This is a genomic window from Mesorhizobium sp. Root554, from assembly GCF_001427025.1.
Taxonomy (GTDB): Bacteria; Pseudomonadota; Alphaproteobacteria; order Rhizobiales; family Rhizobiaceae; genus Mesorhizobium.
The window spans coordinates 3,414,165-3,440,017 of sequence record NZ_LMGA01000001.1 but is presented as its reverse complement, the minus strand read 5'-3'; the positions used below and the strand labels follow the sequence as shown (position 1 = coordinate 3,440,017).

Genomic DNA, 25,853 nt, shown 5'->3' with positions numbered 1-25,853 from the left:
GCGGCCAGGGCATTATAGCCAGTTTCCGGCCTTCAGAACTTCAGGGCCATCTGCAATATCCGATCGCGGACAAGCACCCTGGCGAAGGATGGCGACATGTTGTGGTCCGCATCCGGCACGATTTCGACCGCGACATTCGGATAGCGTTTCATTCCGGCGCCCTCGCGGCCGAAATGCAGCCGGTATCGATGCAGGCCGACATCGCCGCCGCTGTAGAGGATCGTGAGCGGCACGCCACGGTCGCACAGGATGCGGAAGTCGGCGTGAATGGCCTCGTGGATTCGCCCCTGCCGGGAGAGGCTACCAAGCCGAACCGATCTGGCTGAAAGTCTGCGGCCGATCTGCTTGCTGATGTTGAGTACGGCGCGTGCGAGGTCGATGTCGCCGGCGGCCAGACGCCTGAGCGTCTCTGCCCGCAAGGCGCGGCTGCGATAGTCCTCGAGAGACCGCGCCGTCTGGCGTAGCGCTTCGTCTACGATTTCCTCGTGGTCCCAGACATAGGTGTATGGGTTGACGACCAGTGCCGCCTTGCACCGCGCATCGGCCACGGCACCCCGGAAGGCGAGATAGGCGCCACTGCAGCGGCCAGCAAGTATCGCCGATCCAAGTTCATGCGCCTTCACAAGGTCGAGCGCCGCACGCACGTCGGCTACCTGGCTATCCGCGAACAACACCTGTTCCGGCGCCGCGGGCGCCGGTGGGCTGTCGCCGACATTGGCGGCATCGAAGCGCAGGCTGGCGACGCCGTTCGAGGCAAGATATCGAGCCGTTTCCACGCTGGAGCGGCCCCAGCCGGCGGCGCGGTCATAGGCGGTGCCCAGTTGGATCACCGTTGCGCCGCGCCGTTGCCCCAGAGGGCGGCAGAGAATACCGAAAAGTCGGTCGCCTTCGCCGAAACGCAGCGGCGTTTCGATGAAATCCTTGCCGTGAAGGACAACCTCCTTCGGTAGACCCGGAACCGAAGTGGTCGGTTCGAAAGGTTCGGCACCCCGGCCCAGCCAGTTCACCAGTTTCTCGACAAGCGCCTCCGGCTGCCTGGCGATGGCTGGATTGGAAACGAGGTCCTCGTAGCCGGTATAAGGCAGACGCCCGACATCCGCGCCACACGCTTCGAAATGGTCGGCGATGCCGGCGTCCCGTGGTTGGTTGGGACGCTGGACCACCAATATTCGCGGTGCCGGCGGCTCCTCAAGCCGGCTCAGCGCGAGCTTTTTGACTTCTGCGGCGACCTGATCAGGCATCACGAGACCGGCAATGGCGATATGGCCGGTCATGCGCTGATCTGCCTTTAGACCAAGTCCCTCATCGACCATTTTGGACCAAGCTGCCAGTTCGCGCAGATAGGACCGGCCTTCAACGACGGGCGCCATCATGACGATGGCCTCGACGTCGGTCAGGCGCGGCGCGACGATGCCGGCAAGCGCAGCGCCAAGGCCGTGGCCGACAAGGACGATCCGGTGTGCGCCGGACAATCGGCGCAATTCGGCGGCAGCGGCAACGATCGAATCTTCCCACAGCGGCAGACCAGTGCCGTGATCGACAGCATCGAGGGAGTCGCCGGTACCGGGATAATCGAAGCGCAGACTGGCGACGCCGATTTCGGTGAACCGGTCGGCGAGGATGCGCCAAAGCTTTCGCGTGCACATCTCCTCGAACCCCCACGGGCTGAGGAACAGCACCGAGGCGGAGAGCTGCCGGCCTTTCGCCGGCGTGTAGAGCCCGACGGTGCGCGCGAAGGTGACGGGCTGCGCTGCCGCTGCCGGTTCCCGCTCGGACTGAGCCGCAACGTGCCCAGGGTCGCCAATGGCCCTCATTCGGCGGCCTGCCGCGTCAAATTCAGCGGTACGACGAGCCCGACCAGAGGCCTGAGAACTTTGCGGGCACCGGTCGGCAATCTGGTCAGCAGGCGTTCAAGCACGGCGGCATCCTGCGGTGGAACCGCCGCCAGCAGCCGCAGCATCACCGCATAGGCTATCGCGCCGGCAACGACGCCGAGGGCGATTCCGGCAACGCCAGCCATCACCTTGGTCATGAAAAACGCCACAGCGCCGCAGGCCAGCGCCGCCAGCACGATCTTTGTCACCACAGCGCCGGACGCTTCGTGCCCTCCCGTCAGGCGGACGTGGCGGAGCAACAGCAGACCCATGACCAGGAACACCAGGCCGCGCACCGCCGAGGCGCCGGCGCCGCCCCACAGCGGCACGGCGAGAAGGCAGCCGGCGACCATGATGAGCGCGCCGATGCCGCTGACCATGAGCCGGTAGCCGACGCGGTCCATCGAATAAAGATACTGCGTCATGAGCTGAATGAAGACATAGGCCGGCGAGCCGAGCGCCAGTATGGCAACGACGAGGCCTGCCGGAGCGAATTGCGGTCCGTAGACCGCGACGACCAGCGGTTGGGCGATCGCCGCGAGACCGAAGCACATGGGAAGCGTTATGTAGGCGAAGCTGCGGATGACGCCGGAGAAGGTTTCGGCCGGCACGGTTCCATTTTCGGCGCCGCGCTTCTCCGAATAGAAGGGGATGAGGCTGCCGGTGAGCTGGATCGGCAATTGCAGCGCCAGATTGGCGAGCGACAACGCCACGGCATAGAAACCGACTTCCTCCACGGCGCGAAAATGCTGGAGAAAGAAAAGCTCGGGCCGGGTCAGGAAGACCGCACTGATGAGGTATTCGATGAAAAGCACCGCCGATGTGCCGGCCAAAAGGCGGGCATCGTGCCCGGCGCTCCGGGGAGGCGTCGTCAGGATTCTCAGTGTGTATGCAAACAGAACCGCCTGCCCAACGACGTAGCCTAAGAGCGCGCCGAGAACCCCGTATGTCATAGCACCGCCCAGGACGACAGCCAGTTGCAGGATCGAGCCGATCAGCGTGAGCCGGAAGAATGTGCCGAGGCGCTGTTCGCCGATCAGGTAGTTCTTGGCGAACGACCCCAGCGACTGCGCCAACAACAGCACACCGGTGAGGATCACCACATGCGTGGTCGATTTGATCCATTCGGCCACCCGCGGCGCCTGGAAAATGCCGACATAGACGACGGCCAGCAGAAGCGTCGCTGCCAGGACCGGGTAGGCCAGATAGGCCGCGAACGCGCGGCGGCGGTCATGGTCCAGTCCGGCTGTCTTGAGCTGTGGCAGAAGTCGCATCAGGAGAATGCCGGTGCCGAGTTCGGCAATCAGCGAACCGGTGGCGGCAATCCACAATGCAAAGGCGATCGTGCCGTTTGCTTCCGGCCCCAGAAGCCGCGCAACGATGACCGAGCAGCAGAATCCGGTCACCAGCAGCAGCATTCCCGCCGCCGCATTGACGATCGAATTCGACATGATGCCTTTGGTCATCACAGGTCCTGAAAGCACAGCACGTCATGTGCCATGGCGCCACCGCGCGGACTCTAGCGCCGGAGTCTTAAGATACCCTCGCCTTTTCAGGCTCCGGGGGTCGCGGCGCATCGCGCCAGCCGGTCCATCGGCCGAGGAATATCTGCCACGACCTTCGCGCCATTCCAGGCTTGCCTGAAGCCGTATAGACAGCGACGCCGGCAAGCGGCCGTAGCAGGCTGGGCAGAAACGCCGGCAAGGCGTATCCGTGCCTGCGCATGACGTAGCCGAGACCGCCGCTGTAGACGCGCATTTTGGCAATGTTCGTCGCCGTCGTGCGGTCGCTCAGGTCTTCGGGGTGATGGCCCGTCAACGATGGATCGTAGTAGCCACGACGGCCATGAGCGAGCAGATTGAGCGCAAGGTCCTGGACCTCATAGGCGCCCCACGGGGTCTTAGCGCCGGGACCGATATTCTCGTCGAACCCGCCCGCCTCGGTGAAAGCTGCCTTGCGCACCGTCAGCATCCATTCGATCAGTGTCGTCCATACATTCGCCCGCGTAATCGGCATGGCGCTGGACTCGAACGCACCCATGATGTCGCGACCGTCCGGGGCGGCGGCCCTGCCGCTATAGAAATCGGCCGGATGCGATGCCCTGACTGCATCGAGACGACCGAGAAAATCGTCCGGATACCAGCAATCGTCGTCCGGAAAGAGCAGCCATTCTCCCCGTGCGTGCGCCGCCCCCAGGTTACGGGCCCGGCAGACGCCGTGCCTGTCGGTGCGTAGATGAACGATGTTCAGCTCCGCTCCCTTGGAGGCGAGCACCGGCACGAGACGATCGTCCGGGTTCTGATCGACGACGATGACTTCGAAATCGCGCCGGCTTTGCCCGCAGAGAGACTGCAGCAGCGGCGACAATTCGTCGGAACGGCCAAGGGTTGCGACCACCATCGACAGAACGATCTCAGATCCTTCGGGAAACATGGAAAACCGCTACCGGAAAACTGCGACCGGAAGTCCGCTCGCCCACTCCGCGCCACCATCCGTCACAGCCCTTAATTTGCGATGAAGGCAGCGCGTGCAACCGTTGCGTCGATCCGACGATATAGTATTTCGGGCGGGCGGTGTGTGTTGACAAGGCAAATCAACTTTTACTCACGGCCGCTTGTTATTTTTTGTGCGCTGCAATTTCGATCAAACCTTTTTGTACTTGGCTTGACATAGCCGGCTTTTATTTGGAAAAGTTTCAAAAAGTAGACGAACATTGGCGTCTGGCCGCTTCTAAATGCAAGATGAAAAGCAATTGAAAAGCCTGGGAAACTTTCCGCTGTCACGGGGTTTCGCGCAATGCTTGTCACCGAGCCGCCTTATCCTTCACCCTTTTCCGGCGCTTTTCGACAATCAATGGTCGAGTTGGCGACCTGTGACGCCATATTTCGCATCTGCAGCATATCAAAACGTCGCTGCATCGATGCAAGGAGATACCAATGCCTGATGTGACAGTCGAACGGGAAATCGTCGGCGTATCCGCCGAACGGGTCTGGACCATCGCCCGAAACCTGCTCGATTATCCGAAATTCATGGAGCAGGTGATTAGCGTCGAGCAATGCGATATCCCCGGCGTGGCGCATGCCACGGCATGGGTGGTGCTTTTCAATGGCAACGAGCTCCAATGGACGGAGGCCGACGAATATTTCGACGCCGTGCATCGCATGACATTCGAGCAGATCAGCGGCGACCTTGCAGAGTGGACGGGTTCGTTCGAAACGATAGAAAGCGGAAACTCCGTCATCGCTCGGTACAGTGTGACGTTCGACCTTGGCGTTCCTGCCCTATCGCACATCTTGCATCCCCTCGGCGAAAAGGCCATTCGCGACAACTGCGGCCAGATGCTGCGTGAAATCGAGGCGCGAAGCCGTCACGAGGATGCCCGTGCTTGATTATGACGCCATAATCCTTTCGGGAGCGTCGGGCGCGGTGGGCAGCTTCCTCGTGCGGGAACTGACCGAACACTGGCCGCAGAAGCTTATTTGCATCCTGCGAGAGCCGTCATCCATGGACCGCCTGCGCAAGGCGGTGGGCGACGATATGGCCGCCCGGGTAATACCTGTCTACGCCGATCTGACGAAAGACGAAGATGCGGCGGCGGCTCAAGCGGCGGTCGGTGCGCATCACCGCTGTCTGGCCATCCATTGCGCCGGCGATGTGTCCTGGACCAAATCCCAGCGGTTGGTGGGGCCCATCAACATCGACGGCACGCGGCGGTTCGCACAACTCGCCGTGGAAGCGAGCAGGAACCGCCCGGCGATCATCTTCCTGTCCACGGCTTTCTGCAGCGACGATGCGGAACCGCGCAACGCCTATGAGGCGACGAAGCTGCAGGCAGAACGCATGCTTTTGGATGATTTCTCCGCTAGGGCCTATCTGGCGACGATCCGTTGCAGCCTCGTGGTGGGTTCGCAATCGGACGGCTGGATCGCCCGCTTCAACGGCCTCTATCCGATGATGAGCCTGATCGCCATGGCCGAGGTGCCGTGCCTGATCGCGGAGCGCACCTACACGGTCGATACGGTGCCCATCGATATCGTCTGGCGCGAGATCGAGCTGGCGGCGCGGCAGCTTTCAGACGCCGACCCGGTGCTGAGGCTCATCGTCGCCTCCGGCAACAACGCCATCAGACTGGCAAAGTTCGCCGAGATCACCTCGGCCCGGGTCAATGACACACGAGCCGCGGCAGGTCTCGGCGCCCTGCCGCAGATCTCGATCATCAGCGAGAGGCAATTCCGCTTCCTGATGAAAGCTTCGAAAAGCTGGGATATGGAACAGCAGTTCTCCAAGGTCGAGCAAATCAGCGACATCATGGCCGGCTATATCGCCCATGGCGGCAGCGGCCGGGACATCGAGCCGCGCCTGCTCGGCAACGCCATGCCGATACCCGAATCCTACATGCCTTCGGTTGTCGATTACTGGATCGGCCGCAACCGTTCCCGCGCTCTGGTCGACCGCGTGCCGGAATGGCTGGGCGAGGAGCAGCCGGCATGATCGTCATGGAGGAACTATCGGCCTACCAGGATGATACGCTGCGGCGAGGCCGCCACAACGTGGACCAGTTCTTCGCCAGTCAGGGTCTCGACAAGGCCGAATTCGAGAAATTCGTGCTGGAGCGCAGCGACCCGTCGCATCGGCCCTTCTATGTCAGCACGGTCGCGCGGGGCCTGGCGTCAAGCACCAGCGACATCGACATCATGCTGGTTGCGGACGGTCCCTTGCCCGAAAACCACGCGACGTCGAACATGCTTTTCTTCCAGCAGCGGCGGGTGGGTCTGAAGCTTTTGAGCGGCGCCAACATCGAGACAACGCTCGACACGCTCGAGAGCGCCACGGCTCACCCCACCCTGCAGGCCATCGTCCTGAATGCCAGGCTGACCGAAGATATGCCTGTCCGGTGGGTTGACCTCGAAAGGATCACCAACGGCGTGCCGTTCAGCGATGGCGAAAGCTATCATCACCGACTGGCGACACTTTGCGGCGCCACGGCGGCATCCCGTCTGAAGGACTATCTGTTCAACGCCCTGTTCCTGCGGCTCGCCGTCAAGGCGGGACTTGCCGAGTCCGCCTATGCTTACGGCCAGTTGGCGCTGATGGCCGCCATGGATGTGCTGATGGCGTCATGCGGGCATGTGCAGTCCAACATGAAATGGATTTTCGAACGCTGGAGCCACTTCGCCGTCGATGCGAAACGGCCGGCGGTGCGGGAGGGTGTGGCGCTGTTGACGGCGCTGCACGAAAACCTCGATGCGGGCGGGCTTTCGAAGGAGCCGGGTCAGTTGACCCTCTTCGAGGCCGTGAACGCCTATTTTGAAAGGCGGATTTTTCCTTCCGACCGGCTGCCTGCGATCCGGCTGGCCCTGGCGCAGGGTGTCCGGGCGCATGGCTTCCTGCCCAATGCGACCAGCCTCCATCTCAAGGACGCGGCGGCGGTCGTTGGTTCGGCGATTGTCGATCATTTGCAAACGGCCGGCACGAATGCGACGAACGATTTTGCGACGCCACGGGACGCTGCTACGGCGCTGAGGCTGCTGCAGCATGGTTTCTTGTACGCCGCAGTCGAGGAAGCATGACAATGGAACCGACTTCAGACGCCGCCTCCATGTCGGGGTTGGCCGATCCCGAGACCGGCAGCACGCTCGTCATCAGCAATTCCTTCGAAAATCTGGTGGATTTCTTCTGGAGCGCCGGCACCGGCATCCGGAGCATCCTCGAAGACATTGGCGGCGCCGGTAACCAGCCTGAATATCTGAAGGCCCTGAGGCTGCTTCTGGTCGAGACGCTGCAAAAGATGGGGCATGCGTTTCCTGGCTCAGGCGCAAGCGTCGCTCCAGGGCACGAGCTTGCCTTTGCCTTGCAGCATGGGCTCCCGGTGTTCAATATCGGCAGCGCCGAACTCGTGCGGGCGGTCTGCCTGGACAGGCCCGATGCCTCCGCCGAAACGCTGTGTGCGGCACTGCTTTCGTTCGGAAACGGGCTGATCGAGCAGTTGCCGGGCGATGTTCCCGACGGCATGGGGACATCCAGCCAGAGACAGATTCTGCGGGCAATGCGAAACTGGTCGGCGGCCGCAGCCGATACTGGTGCTGATCTCGGCTTTCTGGCCAAGAGGTTCGAAGCCCTGTGATTGCAAGTCCTGCCGGGATCCCTTGCGGCTGAGGAAAATATACCATGGATACGCTGGATCTGCTTCGTTCTGCGCTTCTTGAAGAATGCGGGGTCGAACCCAATACCGTCGCCAGCAGCACACATCTGCTCAACGATCTGGATATCGACAGCCTGGACCTGCTGCGCGCCAGCTACCGGATCGAGCGGACCTGTGGCGTCAAGCTGCCGGTGCAGCAATGGATCGCGCTGGAATATGGCGACGCGGCCGTCGAGAAAAGCCCGTTCCTGGTGGAAGAGGTCTGCCGCTACATCGAGGGCGTCATGAATGAACCACCGGGCGAAAAGAAATTCGGCGTGCTGGGCAAAGACTGAGTGGCGGCAGGCGAATGGCATCGATGACGCAGACGTGGATCGAACGGAGATGACATGCGCCGAGTGGCGGTAACCGGACTGGGCTCCGTTTCGGCCCTGGGTGAAAACACGGCGACCGCCTGGTCCAATCTGATGAACGGCGTGTGTGGAATCGCCGAAGAGACGATCAGCGAGCCCGGACTTGAGGGAATGGATTTTTCCCTGCCTCTCGCCCGCATCAAGGACGATCCGGTGCCGAAGCTACGCGAGCGGTTCGGTCCCCGGCAGATCAACAGCGTCGATCCTTTCGCGAATCTGGCCGCGGTGGCGACTGCCGAGGCGCTGGCCGACGCCGGTATCGAGATCGGCAATCCGGCGCTTCGCGACGCCGCGATCCTCTATGCGACGACGAGCGGCGGGCTGGTCACGCTCAACCAGGAGTACAATCAGCTTTTCATCAAGCGCCGCTCCAGCCTGCATCCGCTGACCGTGCCGAGGATCATGGGCAGCGCCGGCGTCTCGCATATTTCCATCCTGTTTGGCATCCAGGGTCTGGCCTATGCGCTCTCCAGCGCCTGCGCCTCCTCCGCGCATGCGGTCAGCGAGGGCATGCACCTGATCCGCAGCGGCCGCGCCGATATGGTGATCACCGGCGGCAGCGACGCCAGCCTCACCTATGGCAGTCTGCGAGCATGGGAATCGCTGCAGGCGCTTTCGCCAACCGCCTGCCGGCCTTTTTCGGCCGAACGCGATGGCACCGCCGTCGGCGAAGGCGCAGCGACGCTGATCCTGGAGGACATGGAAAGCGCACAAAAGCGCGGTGCGCGCATCTACGCCGAAATAGCCGGCAGCGGGGCGACCTCGGATGCCGCGCATATCACCAAGCCGAACGCGGAAAGAGCAGCGGCCGCGGTGAAGGCGGCTCACCGGGACGCCGGCCTTGACGTGAACGAGCCGATCCTGCTTAGCGCCCACGGCACCGGGACGATCCTGAACGACAGGACCGAGGCGGAAGTGTTCCGCAATGTCTATGGCGACAGTCTCAACCACAACAGGGTGATCGCCACCAAATCCAGCCACGGCCATATGCTCGGCGCAACCGGCGCCATGGAATTCCTGCTGGCTATTCTTGCGATTTACAAGAAGCAGGCGCCGGCCATCCTGAACTACATAAGGCCGGATGAAGAGTGCCGGCTGCCCCTGGTTCTCAAAGCGGAAGGCATCGATTTTCGGGCGGCGATGTCGACGTCATTCGCGTTCGGCGGACTGAATTGCGCGCTGGTCGCGAAGCTGGTGTGAAGACCAGCGGCAAATCTGGCAACCGCGCCATGAATGCGCTCACCTCGGTTGTCCTGCTGGATTCAATTGGTTATGCCCTCATCCTTCCGCTGCTGCCCTTCATCCTGGAGGCTCATGACGCCGGGGCGCTGACGGGTGGACTGCTGACCGCCGCCTACGCTTTCATGGCCGCCATTTCGGCGCCGCTACTTGGCGTGCTTTCCGATCGTTTCGGCCGCCGCCCGGTTATTCTCCTGCCGCTGTTTGGAAGGGTCCTGGCTCATATCCTGTTCGCGTTCAGCGGCACCCTTGCCAGCCTTTTCCTGTCGCGCCTGCTGGCCGGTGCGATGGCCGGCAGCACCGGCGTCGTACAAGCGGCCGTCGCCGACGCCAGCCCCGGCGCCAAGCGCGGTAAGGCGATGGCGATGCTCTCCGCGGCGTGGGCGCTCGGATTTGTCATGGGTCCCGCCATCGGCGCGATGCTGCCCCATGACATGGACTACATCGCATTCTGGCCAGGGATCCTGGCGGCGTTGGCAAGCGGTGCGGCCTTCATCTCGGTTGCCGGGTTATACGGCACGGAAAAAATACCGGGGGCTGCGCAGTCCGGCGAGACCGATGCGGGCGGCCCGGCCGGCCCCTGTCCCTGGTCTAGGCACGAACTGCTCGGCCTGTTCGGGGCGACGGCCATGATCCAGACCGGTCTGGTCGCCATGACCGGCTTCTGGGTGTCTCATACCTTCGGCTGGAATGCCGCGCGGGTGAGCATCCTGTTTCTTTGGGCGGCGCTTTTCACCGTTGGTGTCCAGATCGCATTGCTGCCCAAACTGATCGACAGGTTCGACGAAGGTATCCTGCTGTTGGGAGGCGTGCTGGTGACCTTCCTGGCGGCAGCGGTCTTTTTGATTTTCCCGCAATCCGCTCTCGTGCTCATCATCACTTCGCCGGTCCTGCTGGGCGGGATAACCACGATCCAGACGCTGTGCACCACGCTTCTTTCGCGACTTTCCGCGGATCACTCCCGGGGCGCCCTGCTTGGCTATGCCAACAGCGCCGCAGCCATCGGCCGGGTGATCGGACCGGCCCTGTGCGGTCTGCTTTTCGCAAAGATCCATCCGACCGCACCCTACTGGCTGGTCGCCGTTTTGACCGGCGCCGGATTTACCTGGCTGGCCGCGCGGCGGGTTCGCGCCGGGCGGCATGCCAGTGCCTGAAGGCAACAGCCGTGCAGGAGCCCGGCACAGTCACTCGAACCCGTGCCGGCGCTGGCAGTATGGCCTGTTCCCGTCAAGTCGTGCTAGCAACCGGACCGATCACAGGGCATATGGCGCTGCGTGGAACTGAGTTGCCGAAAAGATGATCCCTTTCAACCGGCCTCCACTGATCGGCAACGAACTCGAAACCATTGCCGAGGCGTTGAAAACCGGCAAATTGTCGGGCGACGGCGAATTCACAAAGAGATGTAACGCCTGGCTCGAGTCACGCCTTGGATCCCCCAAAGCATTGCTGACCCACTCCTGCACCGCTGCCCTCGAAATGGCGGCGATCCTGTGCGGTCTGGGACCGGGCGACGAGGTCGTCATGCCGTCCTTCACCTTTGTATCGACAGCCAATGCGGTGGTCTTGCGTGGCGCCACTCCGGTCTTCGTCGATATCGATCCCGAAACGCTCAACATCGATCCGGCAGCGATCGAAGCGGCTATCACGCCGCGGACGAAAGCGATTTTCGTTGTGCATTACGCCGGCGTGCCATGCGACATGGACGCCATCAACGCGGTCGCACGATCACGCGGATTGATGGTCGTGGAGGATGCGGCGCAGGCGCTGGGGTCGTTCCATAGAGGCAGGCCGGCCGGCGCGCTTGGCGATCTCGCAGCTCTTTCGTTCCACGAAACCAAGAACATCGTCTCCGGCGAGGGCGGTGCGCTGGTGCTGAACGATTCCGCCATGATCGAGCGCGCGGAGATCATCCGCGAGAAAGGCACCAACCGCAGCCAGTTCTCCAGAGGCGAAGTCGGCAAATATACCTGGGTCGATATCGGTTCTTCATACCTGCCGAGCGAACTGATTGCGGCGTTTCTATTTTCGCAGTTGCAGCATACCGACCGAATCAATGCCGACCGGCTGGTGACGTGGGAGAATTATCATCGGGGCTTTGCCGGGCTGGAGTTATCAGGCCTTGTGCGCCGTCCCGTCATTCCCAATTACGCAAGCCACAACGGTCACATTTACTATCTGCTGCTCGGCACCGCCGCGGAACGCGGTGCATTCATCGATGCTCTGCGTGTGGCCGGCGTCTCGTCCGCGTTTCATTACGTTCCTCTGCATTCAAGTCCCGGCGGACAGAAATACGGCCGCACCGCTGGCCCCATGACGACAACCGAACGGGTTGCCGAGAGCCTGGTGCGGCTGCCGCTTTATCATGGCATGGATGGCGACGCCGCGACCCGGGTGATCGATGCGGTGCATTCTTATTTTTCAAGAGCGAATGAAGCGCCTTAGGTGAAGCCCACCGTTACAGGGACGGGAGAGGATCGGCCGCCTCAAGGATAATATGCGTGTATGGTATCGCAATGAGGTCATGCACGACCGTCGCTTCCACATGCCCGAAATGACGCCGTGCGAGGGCAAGATAAGCATCGGGCGTTCGCACGAAGCGGCCACGATCCAGCTTTAGCAGCAACCTTGCCAGCCAGGCCTGTCCTTCGACGTAGGCGCCGTCCAGCGTGACAAGGCGACCCCCGGGCCGCAGCACCTTTGCGGCGCCGGCCAGAAGCGTACCGGCTTCTTCGTCGGTCAGATGGTGCAGGACGGCGGTGGCAATGACAACGTCAAAGGTACCGATGTCATCCACGGCGTCCGGCGTGACCGCATGCACGCGAAAAGTGCCGCGATCCCCGTAACGGGCTTTCGCCGAAGCAATATAGTCTGGCTCATGATCGTAGCCGTGATAGTCAACGCCCACGGGGAAGTCGGCCAGAAGGTCTGCCGGGCCGCAGCCAATGTCGAGCACCCGCTGCCCCGGAACGATGCGGAGAAATTCCTTAAGATAGCGGTTTTCTTTCTTGCCGGTGACCAGTCGGCGGAACAGGCTGTAAACCCATGCGTAGGAAAGCAGCTGACGTGGATCGAGCATGGCGGTCCGTGGCCGGTTCAAAACTGACACGCATATGGCATGTCGCGCCTGCTATGGAAAGCGCCGCAAGGACCGGCCATGCGTGGACGCTGGTTCCTCTCACAACGCCGGGCTGCCGTCTTCCAACATTAATGAAATGCGCGCTAGATGCACCGCGCCGCTCTCCAAACCTTGGATGCCTGCCATGGAATTCAGAACGACGGGCCTGAGCCTCGTCCTGCTCTCGGTCTGCCTGCTCACCGTTACCCAGTTGATCATCAAGAGCCGGCTGGGCACGCATGGCGCCATTCCGCTGGTTCCCGGCGATTTTCTTCGCTACCTGCTGGCGGTTCTGCAAGACTGGAGGCTGATGCTGGGAGTGGGCGTGCTGGTCTTCGCGGCAGTGTGCTGGTATGCCGGGATTTCGCGGCTTCCCCTGTCGCTGGCATTTCCGGTTGCCGCCCTGTCCTATCCGATGGTGTTCGCCGGCGCGGTGCTGGTTCTCGGCGAGGCCTTTTCATGGCCCGCGCTGATCGGGAACCTCTTCATCGTCGCCGGCGTCCTTCTGGTGGCCAGCGGCGCGTAGCTCATCTCTTCCTGAACACCAGGAGTTTCTGCGTCCCGTAGTCCCCCCAGGCCGGCGCGGTGGACATCCAACGATTGAACTCCATCAGTGGATCCGCCGGATTGACAAAGTCACCCGCCAGTTTGGCAAGCAGCGGCTTGATCACACGCGTCGCAGCGAAATAGGTGCTGGCGAAGTTGACAATTTCGACCAGTTCAAGCGATCCCTCAAGATGCGCCGCCACCTTCGGCTCATCCAGGTAGAAATTGAAGGGTGGCATTGGAATGTCATCGAGACCCCATTCGCGACGCAACGCGTTGAGCCGGCTCAACCCTTGAAGCGTTGCCTCCGAGAGCAGCAGCAGGCCGCCCGGGCGCAAGACGCGCGCGCATTCCAAGAGCCCCTGCTGCTGGCGCTGCCAGTTCTCTAGATTGATGACGACCCGGATGACGACCACGGCGTCGAAACTTTGATCTGCTTCAGCAAGCGACAGGATATTGCCGACATCGAATTCGACTTGCGCTTGTGGAATATCCTTCGATTCGGCGAGGTTCAGCCTGGCTGCCTCGATCATCTCGGGAATGTAGTCGATCCCGCGCACATTGATGCCAGTACTCCTTGCCAGTTGCAGCGTGGAAAACCCGTTTGCACAGCCGACATCCAGAACACGCATGCCATGACCGAGGCGTTTGGCGATCTCCCGCACCTCCATCTCCATAACACGAACGTCCGACCATGAGGCGCCTGCTTCCTGGCCGTGGGCCAGGGCCTGCTCGGTCCAGAACTCCATGATCCGTTCGCTCGAAAATCGGCTGGTCATCGGTTGTCCTTAAATCCCTTGCGGTCAGCCGTCGATCTGCGTGTCGGTCTCGATTGCTCCGCAGACGGAAGGGCTTTTACGGGCTTCGGCAAAATCGCGGTATTGACCGCCCCATCCGCCCGCTCCCTCACCAGATAAAGCGGCCTCTTCTTCGATTCCTGGAATGTCTTCCCGATATAAAGCCCAACGATTCCGAGGAGAAAAATCTGCAGCCCGCCCAAAAAGCTCACGGTCGCAAACAAGCTCGTCCAACCTTCGACATCGACGTTCCAGAAGAGCTTCATCGCGATCACGTAGGCTCCGAGAATGAACGCAGCCAGCGAGATGACGAGACCCAGCACGATGCTGACGTGGAGCGGGCGTTCCGAATAGGCGACGGTCGCCTGGACCGCCAATTTGATGAGGCGAACGAGCGTATAGGAGGAACGGCCATGCGGACGTGCTACCCGGCTGGTCTGCGCATATCCCGATCTGAAGCCGATCCACTGCATGATCGCCGGATAAAAGCGCATGTGTTCGCGCATCTGCGCGAAGGCCTGATGCGCGTTGCGGTTCATGATCCGGAAATTGCCATAGCGCGCGCTGAGGTTGAGCCCTGACAACAGACTGAGAAACCGGTTGAAAATGGCGGAGCTCATCTTGCGGAGAAATGGATCTGTCCTCAGCGAACGTTCGGCGATAACGACGTCGAAGCCATCCCGAACCGCCTTCTCGTGCATGGTCAAAATATCTTCGGGCTGGTCTTGCAGATCGCCGTCCATGACGACGACCCAATCCGCATCGACATTGTCCAAACCGGCGGTAATTGCGTAATGCTGTCCGAAATTCCGGCTTAGCTGGACGCCCAGGACACGCGAATCCTTGCGCGCTTCGTCCTTGATCCTCTGCCAGGAATTGTCCGGGCTCGCATCATCGACCAGCACGATGGAATAGCTGGCATCGATCTGCCCAAGCGTGGCGTGGAGCCTGTTGCACAGCTCTTCGACAAACTGTTCGCCCCGGTAAACCGGGACAACGACCGCGATGTAGGTTTTTTTAATCATTGCCACCGCCAGTTTCGGAGCCGCCGCCATCCGGCTTGCGCGCTATCGCGAGGCAGCTCGTTCCGAACGCCACGCGCCTTCCCCTGGAAATTCTTCGCACCTCCGCCTGGAACGACCCCTTCAGGACCGATGCAGCTATTCCGCCCGGCAACTGGTGATCCTGGGGATCGATGTCATGCGCTCTGCGGCGACCCAAACGCAACAGGGAGGGGATACTTCTGAACGCTGCGACCGCTGGCACCAGCATCGAAAAGAAGTAACTGGAATAGAGGGGCGCAAACCCCGCTTGCCGCAGAGCGCGATCGAGGCGGCGGCGGCTATATCTGCGAAAATGTCCGGCATAGACGTCTTCCCTCGACCAGAGGAACCGGTAAGCCGGAACCGTGATGTAGATCATGCCGCCAGGCTTCAGTTTATGGAAAAGTTCGTCGAGCACTCCACCCTCGTCCTCGATGTGTTCGAGAACATCGAACATGCCGATAGCGTCCAGCGATGCGGCGCGCAAGTCCAGGTTCTGGAACGCGGCGCATACAACAGGCAATCCCCGCGACACCGCCGTTGCAGCGCCACCGGCATCGGGTTCGACGACGACGCAGTCAATGCCCGCCTGCGCCATCGCTAGGCTGACGAACCCGTTGCCACCTCCTATATCCACCAGTCGGCCGTGGGGAGGATAGCGCTTCAACGCCGCGACGATTACGTTGTTGCGGTGCCGGAACCAGAAGGAAACCGGTTCGATCTCAGCGAGCCGCGCCAGCCCGGCCTGCGGATAGGAAACCGCCGATTCCTTCACATGAGTCCATTGGCGGTCCCCAGTCTTCCGCAGTCCCGGTATGTGGCTGCACCAATCGTCGAATGTCTGTCCGAAGCCGTCCACCAGGTTCTCCTGTCTTCGGTCAACGCTGGAAAAAGAGCCTTGCCCGTTGATCCTTACCCATGGCCTATGTAATGCGCAAACAGCGGGCAACGTATGGTAGGAAATCATGCGCCTCATCATAACCGGCGGCGCCGGTTTCATCGGTTCCGCCGCGGTGCGTCGCTTTATCTCGGAAGGGGCTGCGGTTCTCAATATCGACAAGCTGACATATGCGGGAGATTTGCGTGGGGTCGCCGGTTGTGAAGCCAATCCTGGCTACCAATTCCTGCAGGCAGACATTGTCGATGCCGAGGCGATGGCCGCCGCCTTCCGCGATTTTCAGCCGACGGCCGTCATTCATCTCGCCGCGGAAAGCCACGTCGACCGGTCGATCGACGGGCCGGCCGACTTCCTCACCACCAACATCATCGGCACGTACGTGATGCTGGAAGCGGCACTCAACCATTGTCGCAACGCGCGGCGCGGCGCGGACGAATTCCGTTTCGTGCTGGTTTCCACTGATGAGGTCTATGGAAGCCTGGGTGACACTGGCCTTTTCTCGGAGACCGCGGCTTACGCACCGAATTCGCCCTATTCGGCCAGCAAGGCGTCGGCCGATCATCTTGCCCGCGCCTGGCACGAGACGTACGGGCTGCCGACCATCGTGACCAACTGCTCGAACAATTACGGTCCCTACCAGAATTCCGAAAAACTGATTCCGACGGTCATCCGTACAGCACTCGCTGGCCAACCGATTCCAGTTTACGGAAACGGCGAAAATATCCGGGATTGGCTTTTCGTTGACGATCACGTGCAGGGCCTGATGGACGCGCTTACCCGCGGCAAGCCAGGGCAAAAATACAATTTCGGCGGCTCTGCAGAACGGTCCAATATAAGGCTGGTGCGGTCGATCTGCGAACTTCTCGACCGACGCTTGCCGCGCCCCGACGGCGGCTCATATGCCAGTTTCATCGATTTCGTCACCGATCGGCCCGGCCATGATTTCCGTTACGCCATAGACTCCTCCAGGGCCGAGCGCGATCTTGGCTGGCGGCGCAAGGAGACCCTCGACAGCGGGCTGGCCAGGACGGTCGACTGGTATCTCGACAATCGTGACTGGATCGCGTCAAAGCAGAGTTTCGGCCGGCTCGGCCTGACGGGTGGCGCGGCCATCCCCTGAGCTGCGGGTGGAGAGAAGATGGTCAACTGGTGTGCGGTCATCATGGCGGGCGGATCCGGTTCGCGGCTTGAGCCACTGACCCGCAGCGTCAACAAGCATCTGCTGCCGGTCTATGACAAGCCGATGATCTATTTCCCGCTGACAACATTGATGCTGGGCGGTCTCAGGGACTTTTTCATTGTCACCTCGCCGGAGCATGTCCCGCAATTCGAGGCCTTGCTTGGCGACGGCTCGCATCTCGGCATTTCGATAACGATGCGCGTACAGGAAAACCCCGGCGGCATCGCGGAATGCTTTCGCATCTGCCAGCCGGATATCGGCGAGCGAAACGTCGCGCTCATTTTAGGAGACAACATCTTCTACGGCGCGGGGCTGACGAGCCTGGTGCAACGCGGCCTGGCGCGTGATCGCGGCGCGACCATTTACGGTTATGAAGTCGCCGACGCGTCGAGCTTCGGCGTGGTTACGCTTGGCGACGACGGGCGGGCCGTTTCGCTGATTGAAAAGCCAACCCATCCGGGGTCGCAACTCGCTGTCCCAGGACTTTATTTCTACGACAATCGTGTCGCCACTATCGCAGCGCAACAGGTCCGCTCGGGGCGGGGCGAGCTTGAGATCACCGACATCAATCGGGCCTATCTGGAACTTGGCGAGCTTTATGTAGAACGGATAATGCGCGGCATCGCATGGCTGGACGGCGGCACGCCGGACGACCTGTTCGAAGCCGGCCAGCTTGTCCGTGTGCTGGAAAAAAGAGCCGCCATGCGCATCGCCTGTCCCGAAGAGGTGGCGCTACGCAAGGGTTTTGTGACGTCCGGGCAGTTGCGGGCGACGATCGCGACCTATCCGAATGGCAGTTACAAAGCCTACCTCACCGGCCTGCTGGATACAGTCGACGCCGCCTGAGCGGTCGCGAGCCTTGAGGCTATGAACAAGATTATCGTCCTCGATGGTATCCGACAAAGCGCAATCTGGCAGCTCCACCCTTAAACACCAAAGCCCCGCTGGCTTGCGTCAGCAGGGCTTTTTTGCGTTATAGACCCCGACAGCGCAGCCGAGCCTTGCCGTGAATTCAAAAAATCGTTCCACCGCCGACTTTGTCGCTCTGATTTTGTCGGGGTTGGCGACCTTGGCCGTTGTGGCTTGGATGCTGCTGCTTGCCCGCCGTGGCATCGACATCACCGACGAAGGTTTTTACCTAAACTGGATCGCTGCTCCCGGGACTTATCCGGTTTCAGTCACGCTGTTCGGTTTCGTCTACCATCCGATCTACCGGCTGTTGGGTGGGGACATCGTCCTGCTGCGTCAAGCCAACATCGTACTCACATTTGGATTTGCTTGGGTTTTTTGCGCCGCTCTGCTTTTCCGCCATCCAGTCAGACCAGACGCCATGCCCGCGTGGGTACGCACCATCATCACCGCGGCAATGGCGGCCGGATCGTTCTCCTTCTTTTACTATTGGCTGGTTACGCCAAGCTACAATGGCTTGACCCTGCAGGCCGTGACTATCGTGGCGGCCGGGATCGTTCTGGCCGATCGACAACCCTCCAGGGTTAGTGTCGCTGGCTGGGCAACGATCGGTATCGGCGGTGCGCTTGCTTTCCTGGCAAAGCCATCGACGGCGGCGGCCCTCGCAGTGCTTGTCGCCCTGTACATTCCCGCTGCCGGGAAGTTCAACGTGCGCATGGCATCAGTGTCCGTGCTCACCGCCGCCCTGTTGCTCCTGATAGCGTCCCTGCTCATCGACGGGTCCCCTCAGGGTACATATTGGCGGCTCAAGGCTGGCCTCACGAGCTTCGACGCTCTCGGCAGCGGTCAAGCGCAAACCCTTTTCAGGTGGGAGAAGTTCGGGCTCGCTCCGAAGGCAAAGATCGGTTTTGCGATCGGCACCCTGACGACATTCGTTGGCGTCTGCCTCTGCGCATCGAGAAATCGGGCAGTGATCATACTCGGCTTTCTTGTACCGGCCGCCGTGGCCATGTTTGAGCTCGCTTTGATCTTCGGACTATGGCTGCCGAACATTCGCCCGGCCGATTTCGACGCCAAGATCATGCTTTCCATACCACTTGGAGCGGCGGTGGCATGCCTTGTGCTGATCCGCGGCGAGATATTCTCCAAGGCGGTCGTGCGGCGTCTGGCGCTGTCAATCGCCTTGCTGATGTTGCCCTACGCTTTCGTCTTCGGGACGGCCGACAACTATTGGAGCCGTTCGGTGGCGGCCGGCCTGTTCTGGGTGGCCTCGGTTGTACCCCTGCTGCTGCTCGTCGTGGAGCGGGTGGGTTCATGGCGCCCCCTTCTGCCCGTCGCGATGCTGTGCCAGCTGGTTGCGTTTCTTGCTGCCTATGCCGCCTCGGAGGCTCCCTACCGGCAACCGCAACCGCTGCGTCTCAACACCCAGGTGACGAATGTCGGCGGCAGCAAACTCCTTCTCGAGGACGGTTTTGCGCGGTATTTCAACGAAACTACCAAATTGATCGAACATGCGGGTTTCACTGCCGGTACGCCGATGATCGATCTGACGGGCCACTCGCCGACTGTGCTCTACACAATCGGCGCCAAACCCATCGGCGAGGCGTGGATAATCGGCGGCTACCCTGGCAGCGATCGGGTGGCCGAAGAGGCGGTGGCACGCGTGCCCTGTACTGAACGGGAAGCGGCGTGGCTCCTCGTCGAGCCGGGGGGACCGCGTAGCATCTCCGCTGCCGTCATCCACCATTTCGGGATGAATGTGGATACGGATTACGAGGTGGTCGGAGAAATTACGACGCCGGCAGGCAACGGATCCTACGGCCAGAAACCGAGGTTGCAGCGGATTCTAAAGCCGACTGAGGTAAACAATTCCCATTGTCCCTCGAAACGATGATGGTCGATATGCCAGACCGCGTCGAAACAAAGACTCAAGATTGCAACCAGCCTCACGACAGGAAAGGCAAAGCCCTTCCCTCACATCTGTTTAAAGTTATAAGCGGAATTGGTGCGCCCGAAGAGTTTCGAACTCCCCAGATTCGTAGTCTGGGGTAAACGACTGCAGTCAAATCATTATTTCTACAACCGATAGATGTCCTGAGCCAATAAAATCAACCGCTTGACGAAGCGGGGCAAGCCATTTGGGGACTTCCGACTCAATCATCCGCTGAATTAGATCGACTTTACCGCATCGAAATCCAGCCCGAACCGCAAAAGGTATTTGCGCAGGCGGTCGGCATCGTTCCCGCTCGTCTTCTGGAGGCGGGAGATAAGCAAACAGCTTGCGACCAGTGCACTGACAAGCGTCGGCCATGACGGCGCCCGGCTTTCCATTTTCCAGCCCCATGCGGAGCATCTTCATGGAGTCCATCAGGCCGACGCCGTTGGCCGCCGAATGCATCGTGTCCCGGGTGGACACCGAACCCAAGTGTGTGAGTCCCGGTTCCCGATAGGATCATATGCGCAGGTTCGGGATGGCGGACCGGCACGTCGAGTTCGCCCTCCGTGGCAAGCCGTTCCAAATCTACGGTCTCGCCAAAGCCATGGCTGTCAATGACGCCCGAGAGATTGCGGCCTACCGCGATGGCCTCCAACGCCAGGGTGTAGATGCTTTGCACTCCCGTTCCCCAAACGCGCATCCGCGGTAAACGACCCTCCCGTTTGCAATTGCGCCAGATACAATTTATGCGCCTTGAAGTCGTCTACTCCCAATTCCGGCCTTGCCAACCAGTCCCGGAAATGATGCCGCTTCGTTCCCGGCGTCTGCGCTGACCGATCCGCCGCCAAAAAGCGGCTCGCGCCTGCCCTGGACTTCGAGCCCGACAGCGAACAGCGCCCCGGCCAGCGGTTCGCAAGCCAGTTGCGCGGCCGACAATCCCTGGCGCGCGGTCGTGACGTAAAGCGTCGAGAGATCCGGACCGCCAAAAGCGCAGGACGTCGGCTGCGAAACAGGCAGCTTGAGTTCGCGGTCGATACGGCCGTCAGACGCCAGCCGGACAATGGCGCCACCGCCGTAGCGCGCATGCCAGATCAGACCTTCCGCATCGACAGTGGCGCCGTCGGGACTTCCCGGGAAACGGCTTGCGGAAAGGATGGTCTTCCACTGGGCCACGCCTTGCCGCTGGGCATCGAGCGTCGCACTTTCAAGTGTCCCAAGGCGGCTGTCGGTGAAATACAGCGTTCCGCCGTCGGGAGAAAAACAGATGGCGTTCGGGACGGACACGTCGCGCCGTATGACCGAAACCGACAGATCCGGCGCAATACGATAGAGGCGGCCAGTCGGGGCACGGCCGAAATCCCGCATCGTTCCGATCCACAACGCCCCCTGCGCATCACACTTGGCGTCGTTCAATCGATGGTCCGCGACATCGGCCTCCAGCGGCAACAGACGCGACAAGCCTCCGTTTTCCGGCGCAAAGGCGTAGAGACCGTCGGCAAGCCCCACGACCACCCCGCCGGAGCGGCGTCCCACCACACAGCCGATAAAGCTCGGCATCCCCCAACTTTGAACAACCCCGGTGGCCGGGTCGAGGCGGTGCAACGCAGGCTTGCGAAGATCCACCCAATAGAGGTACCCGGTCCGCCAGTCCCAAAACGGGCTCTCTCCCAAAATATCTTCATTGTGGACGACAGGCGCGACGTCGCCATCTGTCGTCGCGGTCACGCGGCCGCTCCCGTGCGCTGCTCGAACTCATGGAACCGGTCGAGGAGATCGTGCTTGGCGCGTTCTATGTGAGCGCCCATCAGCACGGAGGCCGATGTCGCATCGCGCCGCTCGATGGCGCGGATCAGCTGCCGATGATCATCGATCACGATAGGAAAGCGTCCTTCCTCGACGCCGAGACGTTGCCAGAGCGCCGCCATCAGAAGCCAGTGGCGCTCGACGATCGACAGCGCTCCCGGATTGCCCGCAGCATCGTTGATTGCACTGTGGAAGTTCTTGTTCGCCTCCGGCACGATCAAATAGTCGCCGCGATGGACCCGCGCTTCGAGTTCGTCCTCGATCGCCTGCAGGTTCGCGATATCGGCTTGCGTGCGGCGCTCGGCGGCGCGCTTGGCGAGCATGGTTTCGATAGCGCTGCGAATGTCAAAGAGATCCTCGATGAAGCCGCGGTCCATTGACTGGACACGGGCGCCGCGGTTCGGCTCGATGACGACAAGCCCCTCGCCATGCAGGACACGCAATGCTTCCCGGACCGGCATATGGCTGACGCCGTAGCGGTGCGCCAGTTCATCGATCCGCAGGCGGGCTCCAAAGGGCAGAGCGCCGGCGATTATGTCATTCCGCATTTGCTGTCCGATGTCGGATGTTCTTGCCATGCCAAATCCCGATTTGAGCAAATCCAGCATGCATAGCCGCTGGAAATTGTCAATTTCTGCTCTTGCATGATATTTTTTGATCAAATATGGTCCAATTCGTAGATTAAGGACCGAGGGCAGGAGACGAATTGGTGTCGGACGTCGATGGTGCGAAGATATTTGGCTATCGCCGGACCGACGGGCAATTCGGTATCCGCAACCATATGCTGGTTCTGGGCATCAACGGCCTGGCCGCACGCGCCGCGGAACGCATCGCCGCCAACATTCTCGGCGCGACGCTGGCGGCCACCCATGCCGGACGCGGTCAGATCGAGCCCGACTTCTCGCTTCACATGAACCAACTCATCGGTCTTGCGAAAAACCCCAATGTGGGCGCGGTGCTCGTCGTCGGTGTCGACCAGATGTCCGCTGATGCCGTCACGGCGCGGATTAGCCAAATCGGCAAGCCGTGTGACGTCGTTACATTCGCCGAGACCCAGGAAGACATGCTCGCGCTGGTCGATCTTGGCATCCGCCGCGCCGCCCGGCTTGCCCGGCTGATATCCGATCAACCGCGCGAACAGGCCCCAATCTCCGAGTTGATCATCGGGATTGAATGCGGCCATTCCGACGCAAGCTCCGGTGTGGCGGGAAACCTGGTCGTCGGCGCCGCCGTCGACCGGCTCGCCGACCTCGGCGCGACGATCATTCTGGGCGAGACCATAGAATGGCTGGGCGCCGAGCATCTGCTGGCAAAGCGGGCGAAGACACCGGAACTGTCCGAGGCGATCGTCGCCGCCGTTGAGCGGCGGGAGCAATGGGCGCGGTCCTCCGGCAAAAGCCTCACCGGCAACAATCCGGGCGAAGAGAACATTCGCGGCGGGCTCTCGACCATTGAGGAGAAATCTCTGGGCGCAATCGTCAAATCGGGCACGCGGCCGATCCAGAGCCTGGTTTCGGTCGGAGAAAAGCCGGTTGGAGCGGGCGTCCACGCCATGGATGGTCCGTCCTTCTCCCCCGAGTCGCTGACCGGCTTCGCCGCCGCTGGAGCCCAGATCATGCTCTTCACCACAGGCCCCGGCAACAGCTTCACCAACGCCATCGCCCCTACCCTCAAGATTACCGCGCAACCGGCGACAACGGCGCGCCTGCGCGAGCAGATCGATTTCGATGCCGGCGACACGTTTTTGGGTGTTGAGAGCATCGCCGATGCCGGATCGCGTTTGGTGGCTTCCCTGGTCGAAGTTTGCAACGGCAAGCTGACATGGGGCGAGGTGCTGAAGGAAGGGCTGGAAGTGCCGACGCGGATTCTCGGGTCTCTCTAGTGGACAAAGGTTTGATCAAAGATCGAACGCCTAACAGGACAGGAAGAACGTGATGACGACGATTGGCTTTATCGGGCTCGGCACCATGGGAGCACCGATGGCGACGAACCTTTTGAAAGGTGGTCACGATCTCATCGTATTCGACCTGAATCCGAAGTCGGTCGCGAAACTGGTCGGGCATGGCGCCAGAGCCGCGGTGTCCATCGCCGAGGCAGCAAAATCTGCCGAAATCGTCTTCACCATGTTGCCCGACGCTCCCGACGTCGAGGCCGCTGCGACCGGTGACGGGGGCATTCTTGAAAACATCCGGCCAGGCTCTGTCTATGTCGACATGAGCACGATCGATCCCGCCACGACGCGGCGGATCGGGGCGCTGTTTAAGAAAAAGGGCGTCGACATGATCGATTCTCCCGTCGGCAAGACGGTCGACCAGGCGATCGCCGGCACCTCCACGCTCATGCTCGGCGGCGAGGATGCGGTCATCACCCAGGTAGAACCGATCCTGCGCCTCATGGGCCAGGATCTCATCCGCTGTGGCGAACTCGGCATGGGACAGGCCATGAAGCTCGTCAACAACTTGCTGGCAAGCGTTCTGATCACTGCGAGTTCCGAAGCGCTGGTTGCCGGGCGCAAGGCGGGCCTCACGCTCGACACGATGATCAGCGTGCTGAAGACGACCATGGCCTGGAACAATCAGCTCGCCATTGCCATGCACGCTCGCGCCCTGAAGGGCGATTTCGAGCCTGGCTTCATGGTGAAGCTGGCCCACAAGGACTGCCGGCTCGCCATCGGGATGAACCAGGAGTTGGGCGTTTCCACCCCGGTCGGCTCGGCGACGCTTGAAGCATTGGCCGAGGCGATGGCGCGAGGACTCGCCAACAAGGACGTCGGCGCCGTCCTCAAGCTCCGCGAGGACGAGGCGGGCGTCACGGTGCGTCTCGCGCAATGACCGGTTCGGCGCACAATGAACGGCCCGATGCGCTGGTCCTGCACAAGGACGACGATATCGCCGTCGTCCTGCGCGACGTTGCCGCCGGCGAACGCATCCGGACGCTCAATGGCGCGGACATTTGCCTGGTCGACATCCGAACGGCGCTGCCAACCGGCCACAAGGTGGCGATGCACGATATGACGGCCGGTCATCGCGTCCGCAAATATGGCGAGATCATTGGTGAACTCACCGCGCCGGTCGTGAAGGGCGAGCATGTGCACGTCCATAACCTTGTCAGCCTCAGGGCACGATGATGGCGCAAGACGACACCGATATCGCGACGTCCAACGCCCGGCGGCTGGCGCGCCGCTTTTCCATGGAGGGCCGACGCGCGCTCGTGACGGGGGGAAGCGTCAGCATCGGCCGCGACATCGTCCTGGCCTTTGCCGAAGCCGGCGCCGACATTGCCGTGCATTATTCCGCGGCAGCCGACGCGGCATTCGGCCTGCCCGATGCCGCCGCCACCGTTGTCGGGGAGATCGAAGCACGCGGGCACCGAGGGGTCGCAGTCGAAGCGGACTTCTCCGTTACCGGCGAGGCGAGACGCTGCGTCGAAACCGCCCGCGCCGCGCTTTCAGGCATCGATGTGGTGGTCGTCTGCGCGTCGGTGCAAAAGCGGATACCCTTTGACGACTATCCCATGGAGGAGATGGAGCGGCAGGTCCGCATCAACTTCCTCGCGACACTCGAACTGCTGCAGGCGGCGCTGCCGGGAATGCGGGAACAGGGTTGGGGACGCATCCTGACCATCGGCAGCATCAACGAGATGAAGCCGGACGCCGATCAACCGGTCTACGCGGCGCTCAAGAGCGCCCAGACAAATTTGGCGATGAACCTCGCGCGGGACAACGCCCGCTACGGCGTCACTGTCAACAATCTGGCGCCCGGCCTCATAGCGACGGAACGCAATCGCTGGCGTCGGCAGGACGCCAAGGTCTGGCACGACATCCAGGAGCGGTTTTCGCCTCTCGGGCGCGCCGGAAGGCCCGAAGAAATGGCGGCGGCGGCGCTGCTCCTGTGCTCGGACGCGGGCAGCTACATCACCGGCGCAAATCTCGAGGCAACCGGCGGGGCGCATCTGTGAG

At 61.6% G+C, this 25,853-nt stretch carries 25 protein-coding genes; 16 read left to right on the top strand and 9 right to left on the bottom strand.

The features are described 5' to 3' along the window. Positions 1–32 precede the first annotated feature (32 nt). The 3 genes from ASD44_RS16665 to ASD44_RS16655 form a co-directional block, all read right to left on the bottom strand. Entirely contained in the window at positions 33–1,814 is a 1,782-nt protein-coding gene (locus ASD44_RS16665) for an alpha/beta hydrolase (protein ID WP_056114476.1), read from the bottom strand. Further along, positions 1,811–3,340, bottom strand: coding sequence for an oligosaccharide flippase family protein (locus ASD44_RS16660; protein WP_082542510.1), 1,530 nt, complete (start codon positions 3,338–3,340; stop codon positions 1,811–1,813). Before ASD44_RS16660 ends, ASD44_RS16665 begins: the two co-directional genes overlap by 4 nt. A 67-nt stretch (positions 3,341–3,407) precedes the next feature. After that, entirely contained in the window at positions 3,408–4,307 is a 900-nt protein-coding gene (locus ASD44_RS16655) for a glycosyltransferase family A protein (RefSeq protein WP_056114474.1), read from the bottom strand. Between the two features lie 503 nt (positions 4,308–4,810). On the opposite strand from ASD44_RS16655, the gene ASD44_RS16650 reads away from it, so the two are divergent. The 8 genes from ASD44_RS16650 to rffA all read left to right on the top strand — a co-directional run bounded on the left by ASD44_RS16650 (position 4,811) and on the right by rffA (position 12,110). Next, entirely contained in the window at positions 4,811–5,263 is a 453-nt protein-coding gene (locus ASD44_RS16650; protein WP_056114470.1) for an SRPBCC family protein, read from the top strand. Next, positions 5,256–6,365, top strand: coding sequence for an SDR family oxidoreductase (locus tag ASD44_RS16645; RefSeq protein ID WP_162246432.1), 1,110 nt, complete (start codon positions 5,256–5,258; stop codon positions 6,363–6,365). The genes ASD44_RS16650 and ASD44_RS16645 overlap by 8 nt, the downstream gene beginning before the upstream one ends. After that, complete coding sequence (locus tag ASD44_RS16640) at positions 6,362–7,444, top strand: DUF6001 family protein (RefSeq protein WP_056114463.1); 1,083 nt, start codon at positions 6,362–6,364, stop codon at positions 7,442–7,444. Before ASD44_RS16645 ends, ASD44_RS16640 begins: the two co-directional genes overlap by 4 nt. A gap of 2 nt (positions 7,445–7,446) precedes the next feature. Continuing rightward, positions 7,447–7,998 (top strand): DUF6031 family protein, encoded by a 552-nt coding sequence (locus ASD44_RS16635; RefSeq protein ID WP_056114460.1) that lies wholly within the window; start codon positions 7,447–7,449, stop codon positions 7,996–7,998. A gap of 44 nt (positions 7,999–8,042) precedes the next feature. Further along, positions 8,043–8,351 (top strand): phosphopantetheine-binding protein, encoded by a 309-nt coding sequence (locus tag ASD44_RS16630; protein ID WP_056114457.1) that lies wholly within the window; start codon positions 8,043–8,045, stop codon positions 8,349–8,351. A 54-nt stretch (positions 8,352–8,405) separates the two neighbouring features. Next, on the top strand, positions 8,406–9,629 hold the full coding sequence (locus ASD44_RS16625) for a beta-ketoacyl-[acyl-carrier-protein] synthase family protein (RefSeq protein WP_056114454.1): 1,224 nt from the start codon (positions 8,406–8,408) through the stop codon (positions 9,627–9,629). Beyond that, on the top strand, positions 9,626–10,822 hold the full coding sequence (locus ASD44_RS16620; RefSeq protein ID WP_056114451.1) for an MFS transporter: 1,197 nt from the start codon (positions 9,626–9,628) through the stop codon (positions 10,820–10,822). Before ASD44_RS16625 ends, ASD44_RS16620 begins: the two co-directional genes overlap by 4 nt. Before the next feature lie 142 nt (positions 10,823–10,964). Beyond that, positions 10,965–12,110 carry a dTDP-4-amino-4,6-dideoxygalactose transaminase gene (gene rffA, locus ASD44_RS16615; protein ID WP_056114448.1) on the top strand — a complete coding sequence of 382 codons (1,146 nt, stop codon included), beginning with the start codon at positions 10,965–10,967 and terminating at the stop codon, positions 12,108–12,110. Positions 12,111–12,123: 13 nt separating this feature from the next. On the opposite strand, the gene ASD44_RS16610 is transcribed toward rffA, so the two are convergent. Beyond that, positions 12,124–12,744: a class I SAM-dependent methyltransferase gene (locus ASD44_RS16610; protein WP_056114445.1), complete on the bottom strand. Its 621-nt coding sequence runs from the start codon at positions 12,742–12,744 to the stop codon at positions 12,124–12,126. Between the two features lie 184 nt (positions 12,745–12,928). Here ASD44_RS16610 and ASD44_RS16605 point away from each other — a divergent pair, with 184 nt between their 5' ends. Next, on the top strand, positions 12,929–13,309 hold the full coding sequence (locus ASD44_RS16605) for a hypothetical protein (RefSeq protein WP_156459873.1): 381 nt from the start codon (positions 12,929–12,931) through the stop codon (positions 13,307–13,309). Between the two features lies 1 nt (position 13,310). On the opposite strand, the gene ASD44_RS16600 is transcribed toward ASD44_RS16605, so the two are convergent. The 3 genes from ASD44_RS16600 to ASD44_RS16590 are packed head-to-tail and all read right to left on the bottom strand — an operon-like array spanning position 13,311 to position 16,169. Further along, entirely contained in the window at positions 13,311–14,108 is a 798-nt protein-coding gene (locus tag ASD44_RS16600; RefSeq protein ID WP_056114438.1) for a class I SAM-dependent methyltransferase, read from the bottom strand. Then, positions 14,105–15,181 (bottom strand): glycosyltransferase family 2 protein, encoded by a 1,077-nt coding sequence (locus ASD44_RS16595; protein ID WP_056114435.1) that lies wholly within the window; start codon positions 15,179–15,181, stop codon positions 14,105–14,107. Before ASD44_RS16595 ends, ASD44_RS16600 begins: the two co-directional genes overlap by 4 nt. After that, the gene (locus ASD44_RS16590) at positions 15,144–16,169 is read right to left on the bottom strand and encodes a class I SAM-dependent methyltransferase (RefSeq protein WP_082542579.1); all 1,026 of its coding nucleotides are present in this window, start codon (positions 16,167–16,169) and stop codon (positions 15,144–15,146) included. Before ASD44_RS16590 ends, ASD44_RS16595 begins: the two co-directional genes overlap by 38 nt. On the opposite strand from ASD44_RS16590, the gene rfbB reads away from it, so the two are divergent. The 3 genes from rfbB (at position 16,135) to ASD44_RS16575 (ending at position 20,050) form a co-directional block, all read left to right on the top strand. Continuing rightward, on the top strand, positions 16,135–17,187 hold the full coding sequence (gene rfbB / locus ASD44_RS16585) for a dTDP-glucose 4,6-dehydratase (protein WP_056114428.1): 1,053 nt from the start codon (positions 16,135–16,137) through the stop codon (positions 17,185–17,187). The genes ASD44_RS16590 and rfbB overlap by 35 nt on opposite strands. Positions 17,188–17,205: 18 nt before the next feature. Continuing rightward, on the top strand, positions 17,206–18,093 hold the full coding sequence (locus tag ASD44_RS16580) for a sugar phosphate nucleotidyltransferase (RefSeq protein ID WP_056114425.1): 888 nt from the start codon (positions 17,206–17,208) through the stop codon (positions 18,091–18,093). A 160-nt stretch (positions 18,094–18,253) separates the two neighbouring features. Next, positions 18,254–20,050: a hypothetical protein gene (locus ASD44_RS16575; protein WP_156459872.1), complete on the top strand. Its 1,797-nt coding sequence runs from the start codon at positions 18,254–18,256 to the stop codon at positions 20,048–20,050. A gap of 786 nt (positions 20,051–20,836) precedes the next feature. On the opposite strand, the gene ASD44_RS16565 is transcribed toward ASD44_RS16575, so the two are convergent. Continuing rightward, entirely contained in the window at positions 20,837–21,817 is a 981-nt protein-coding gene (locus tag ASD44_RS16565; RefSeq protein WP_082542509.1) for an SMP-30/gluconolactonase/LRE family protein, read from the bottom strand. Further along, a complete protein-coding gene (locus tag ASD44_RS16560) occupies positions 21,814–22,473 on the bottom strand; it encodes a GntR family transcriptional regulator (RefSeq protein ID WP_274533097.1) in 660 nt (219 codons plus the stop codon). Before ASD44_RS16560 ends, ASD44_RS16565 begins: the two co-directional genes overlap by 4 nt. 131 nt (positions 22,474–22,604) lie before the next feature. On the opposite strand from ASD44_RS16560, the gene ASD44_RS16555 reads away from it, so the two are divergent. Genes ASD44_RS16555 through ASD44_RS16540 form a run of 4 tightly spaced genes read left to right on the top strand, consistent with a single transcriptional unit; the run spans position 22,605 to position 25,852 of the window. Then, positions 22,605–23,777, top strand: coding sequence for a UxaA family hydrolase (locus tag ASD44_RS16555; RefSeq protein ID WP_162246430.1), 1,173 nt, complete (start codon positions 22,605–22,607; stop codon positions 23,775–23,777). Positions 23,778–23,829: 52 nt separating this feature from the next. Further along, entirely contained in the window at positions 23,830–24,726 is an 897-nt protein-coding gene (locus ASD44_RS16550; RefSeq protein ID WP_056114406.1) for an NAD(P)-dependent oxidoreductase, read from the top strand. Beyond that, positions 24,723–25,022: a UxaA family hydrolase gene (locus ASD44_RS16545; RefSeq protein WP_056114402.1), complete on the top strand. Its 300-nt coding sequence runs from the start codon at positions 24,723–24,725 to the stop codon at positions 25,020–25,022. Before ASD44_RS16550 ends, ASD44_RS16545 begins: the two co-directional genes overlap by 4 nt. Beyond that, positions 25,022–25,852 (top strand): SDR family oxidoreductase, encoded by an 831-nt coding sequence (locus ASD44_RS16540; RefSeq protein WP_200946427.1) that lies wholly within the window; start codon positions 25,022–25,024, stop codon positions 25,850–25,852. Before ASD44_RS16545 ends, ASD44_RS16540 begins: the two co-directional genes overlap by 1 nt. Position 25,853 lies beyond the last annotated feature (1 nt).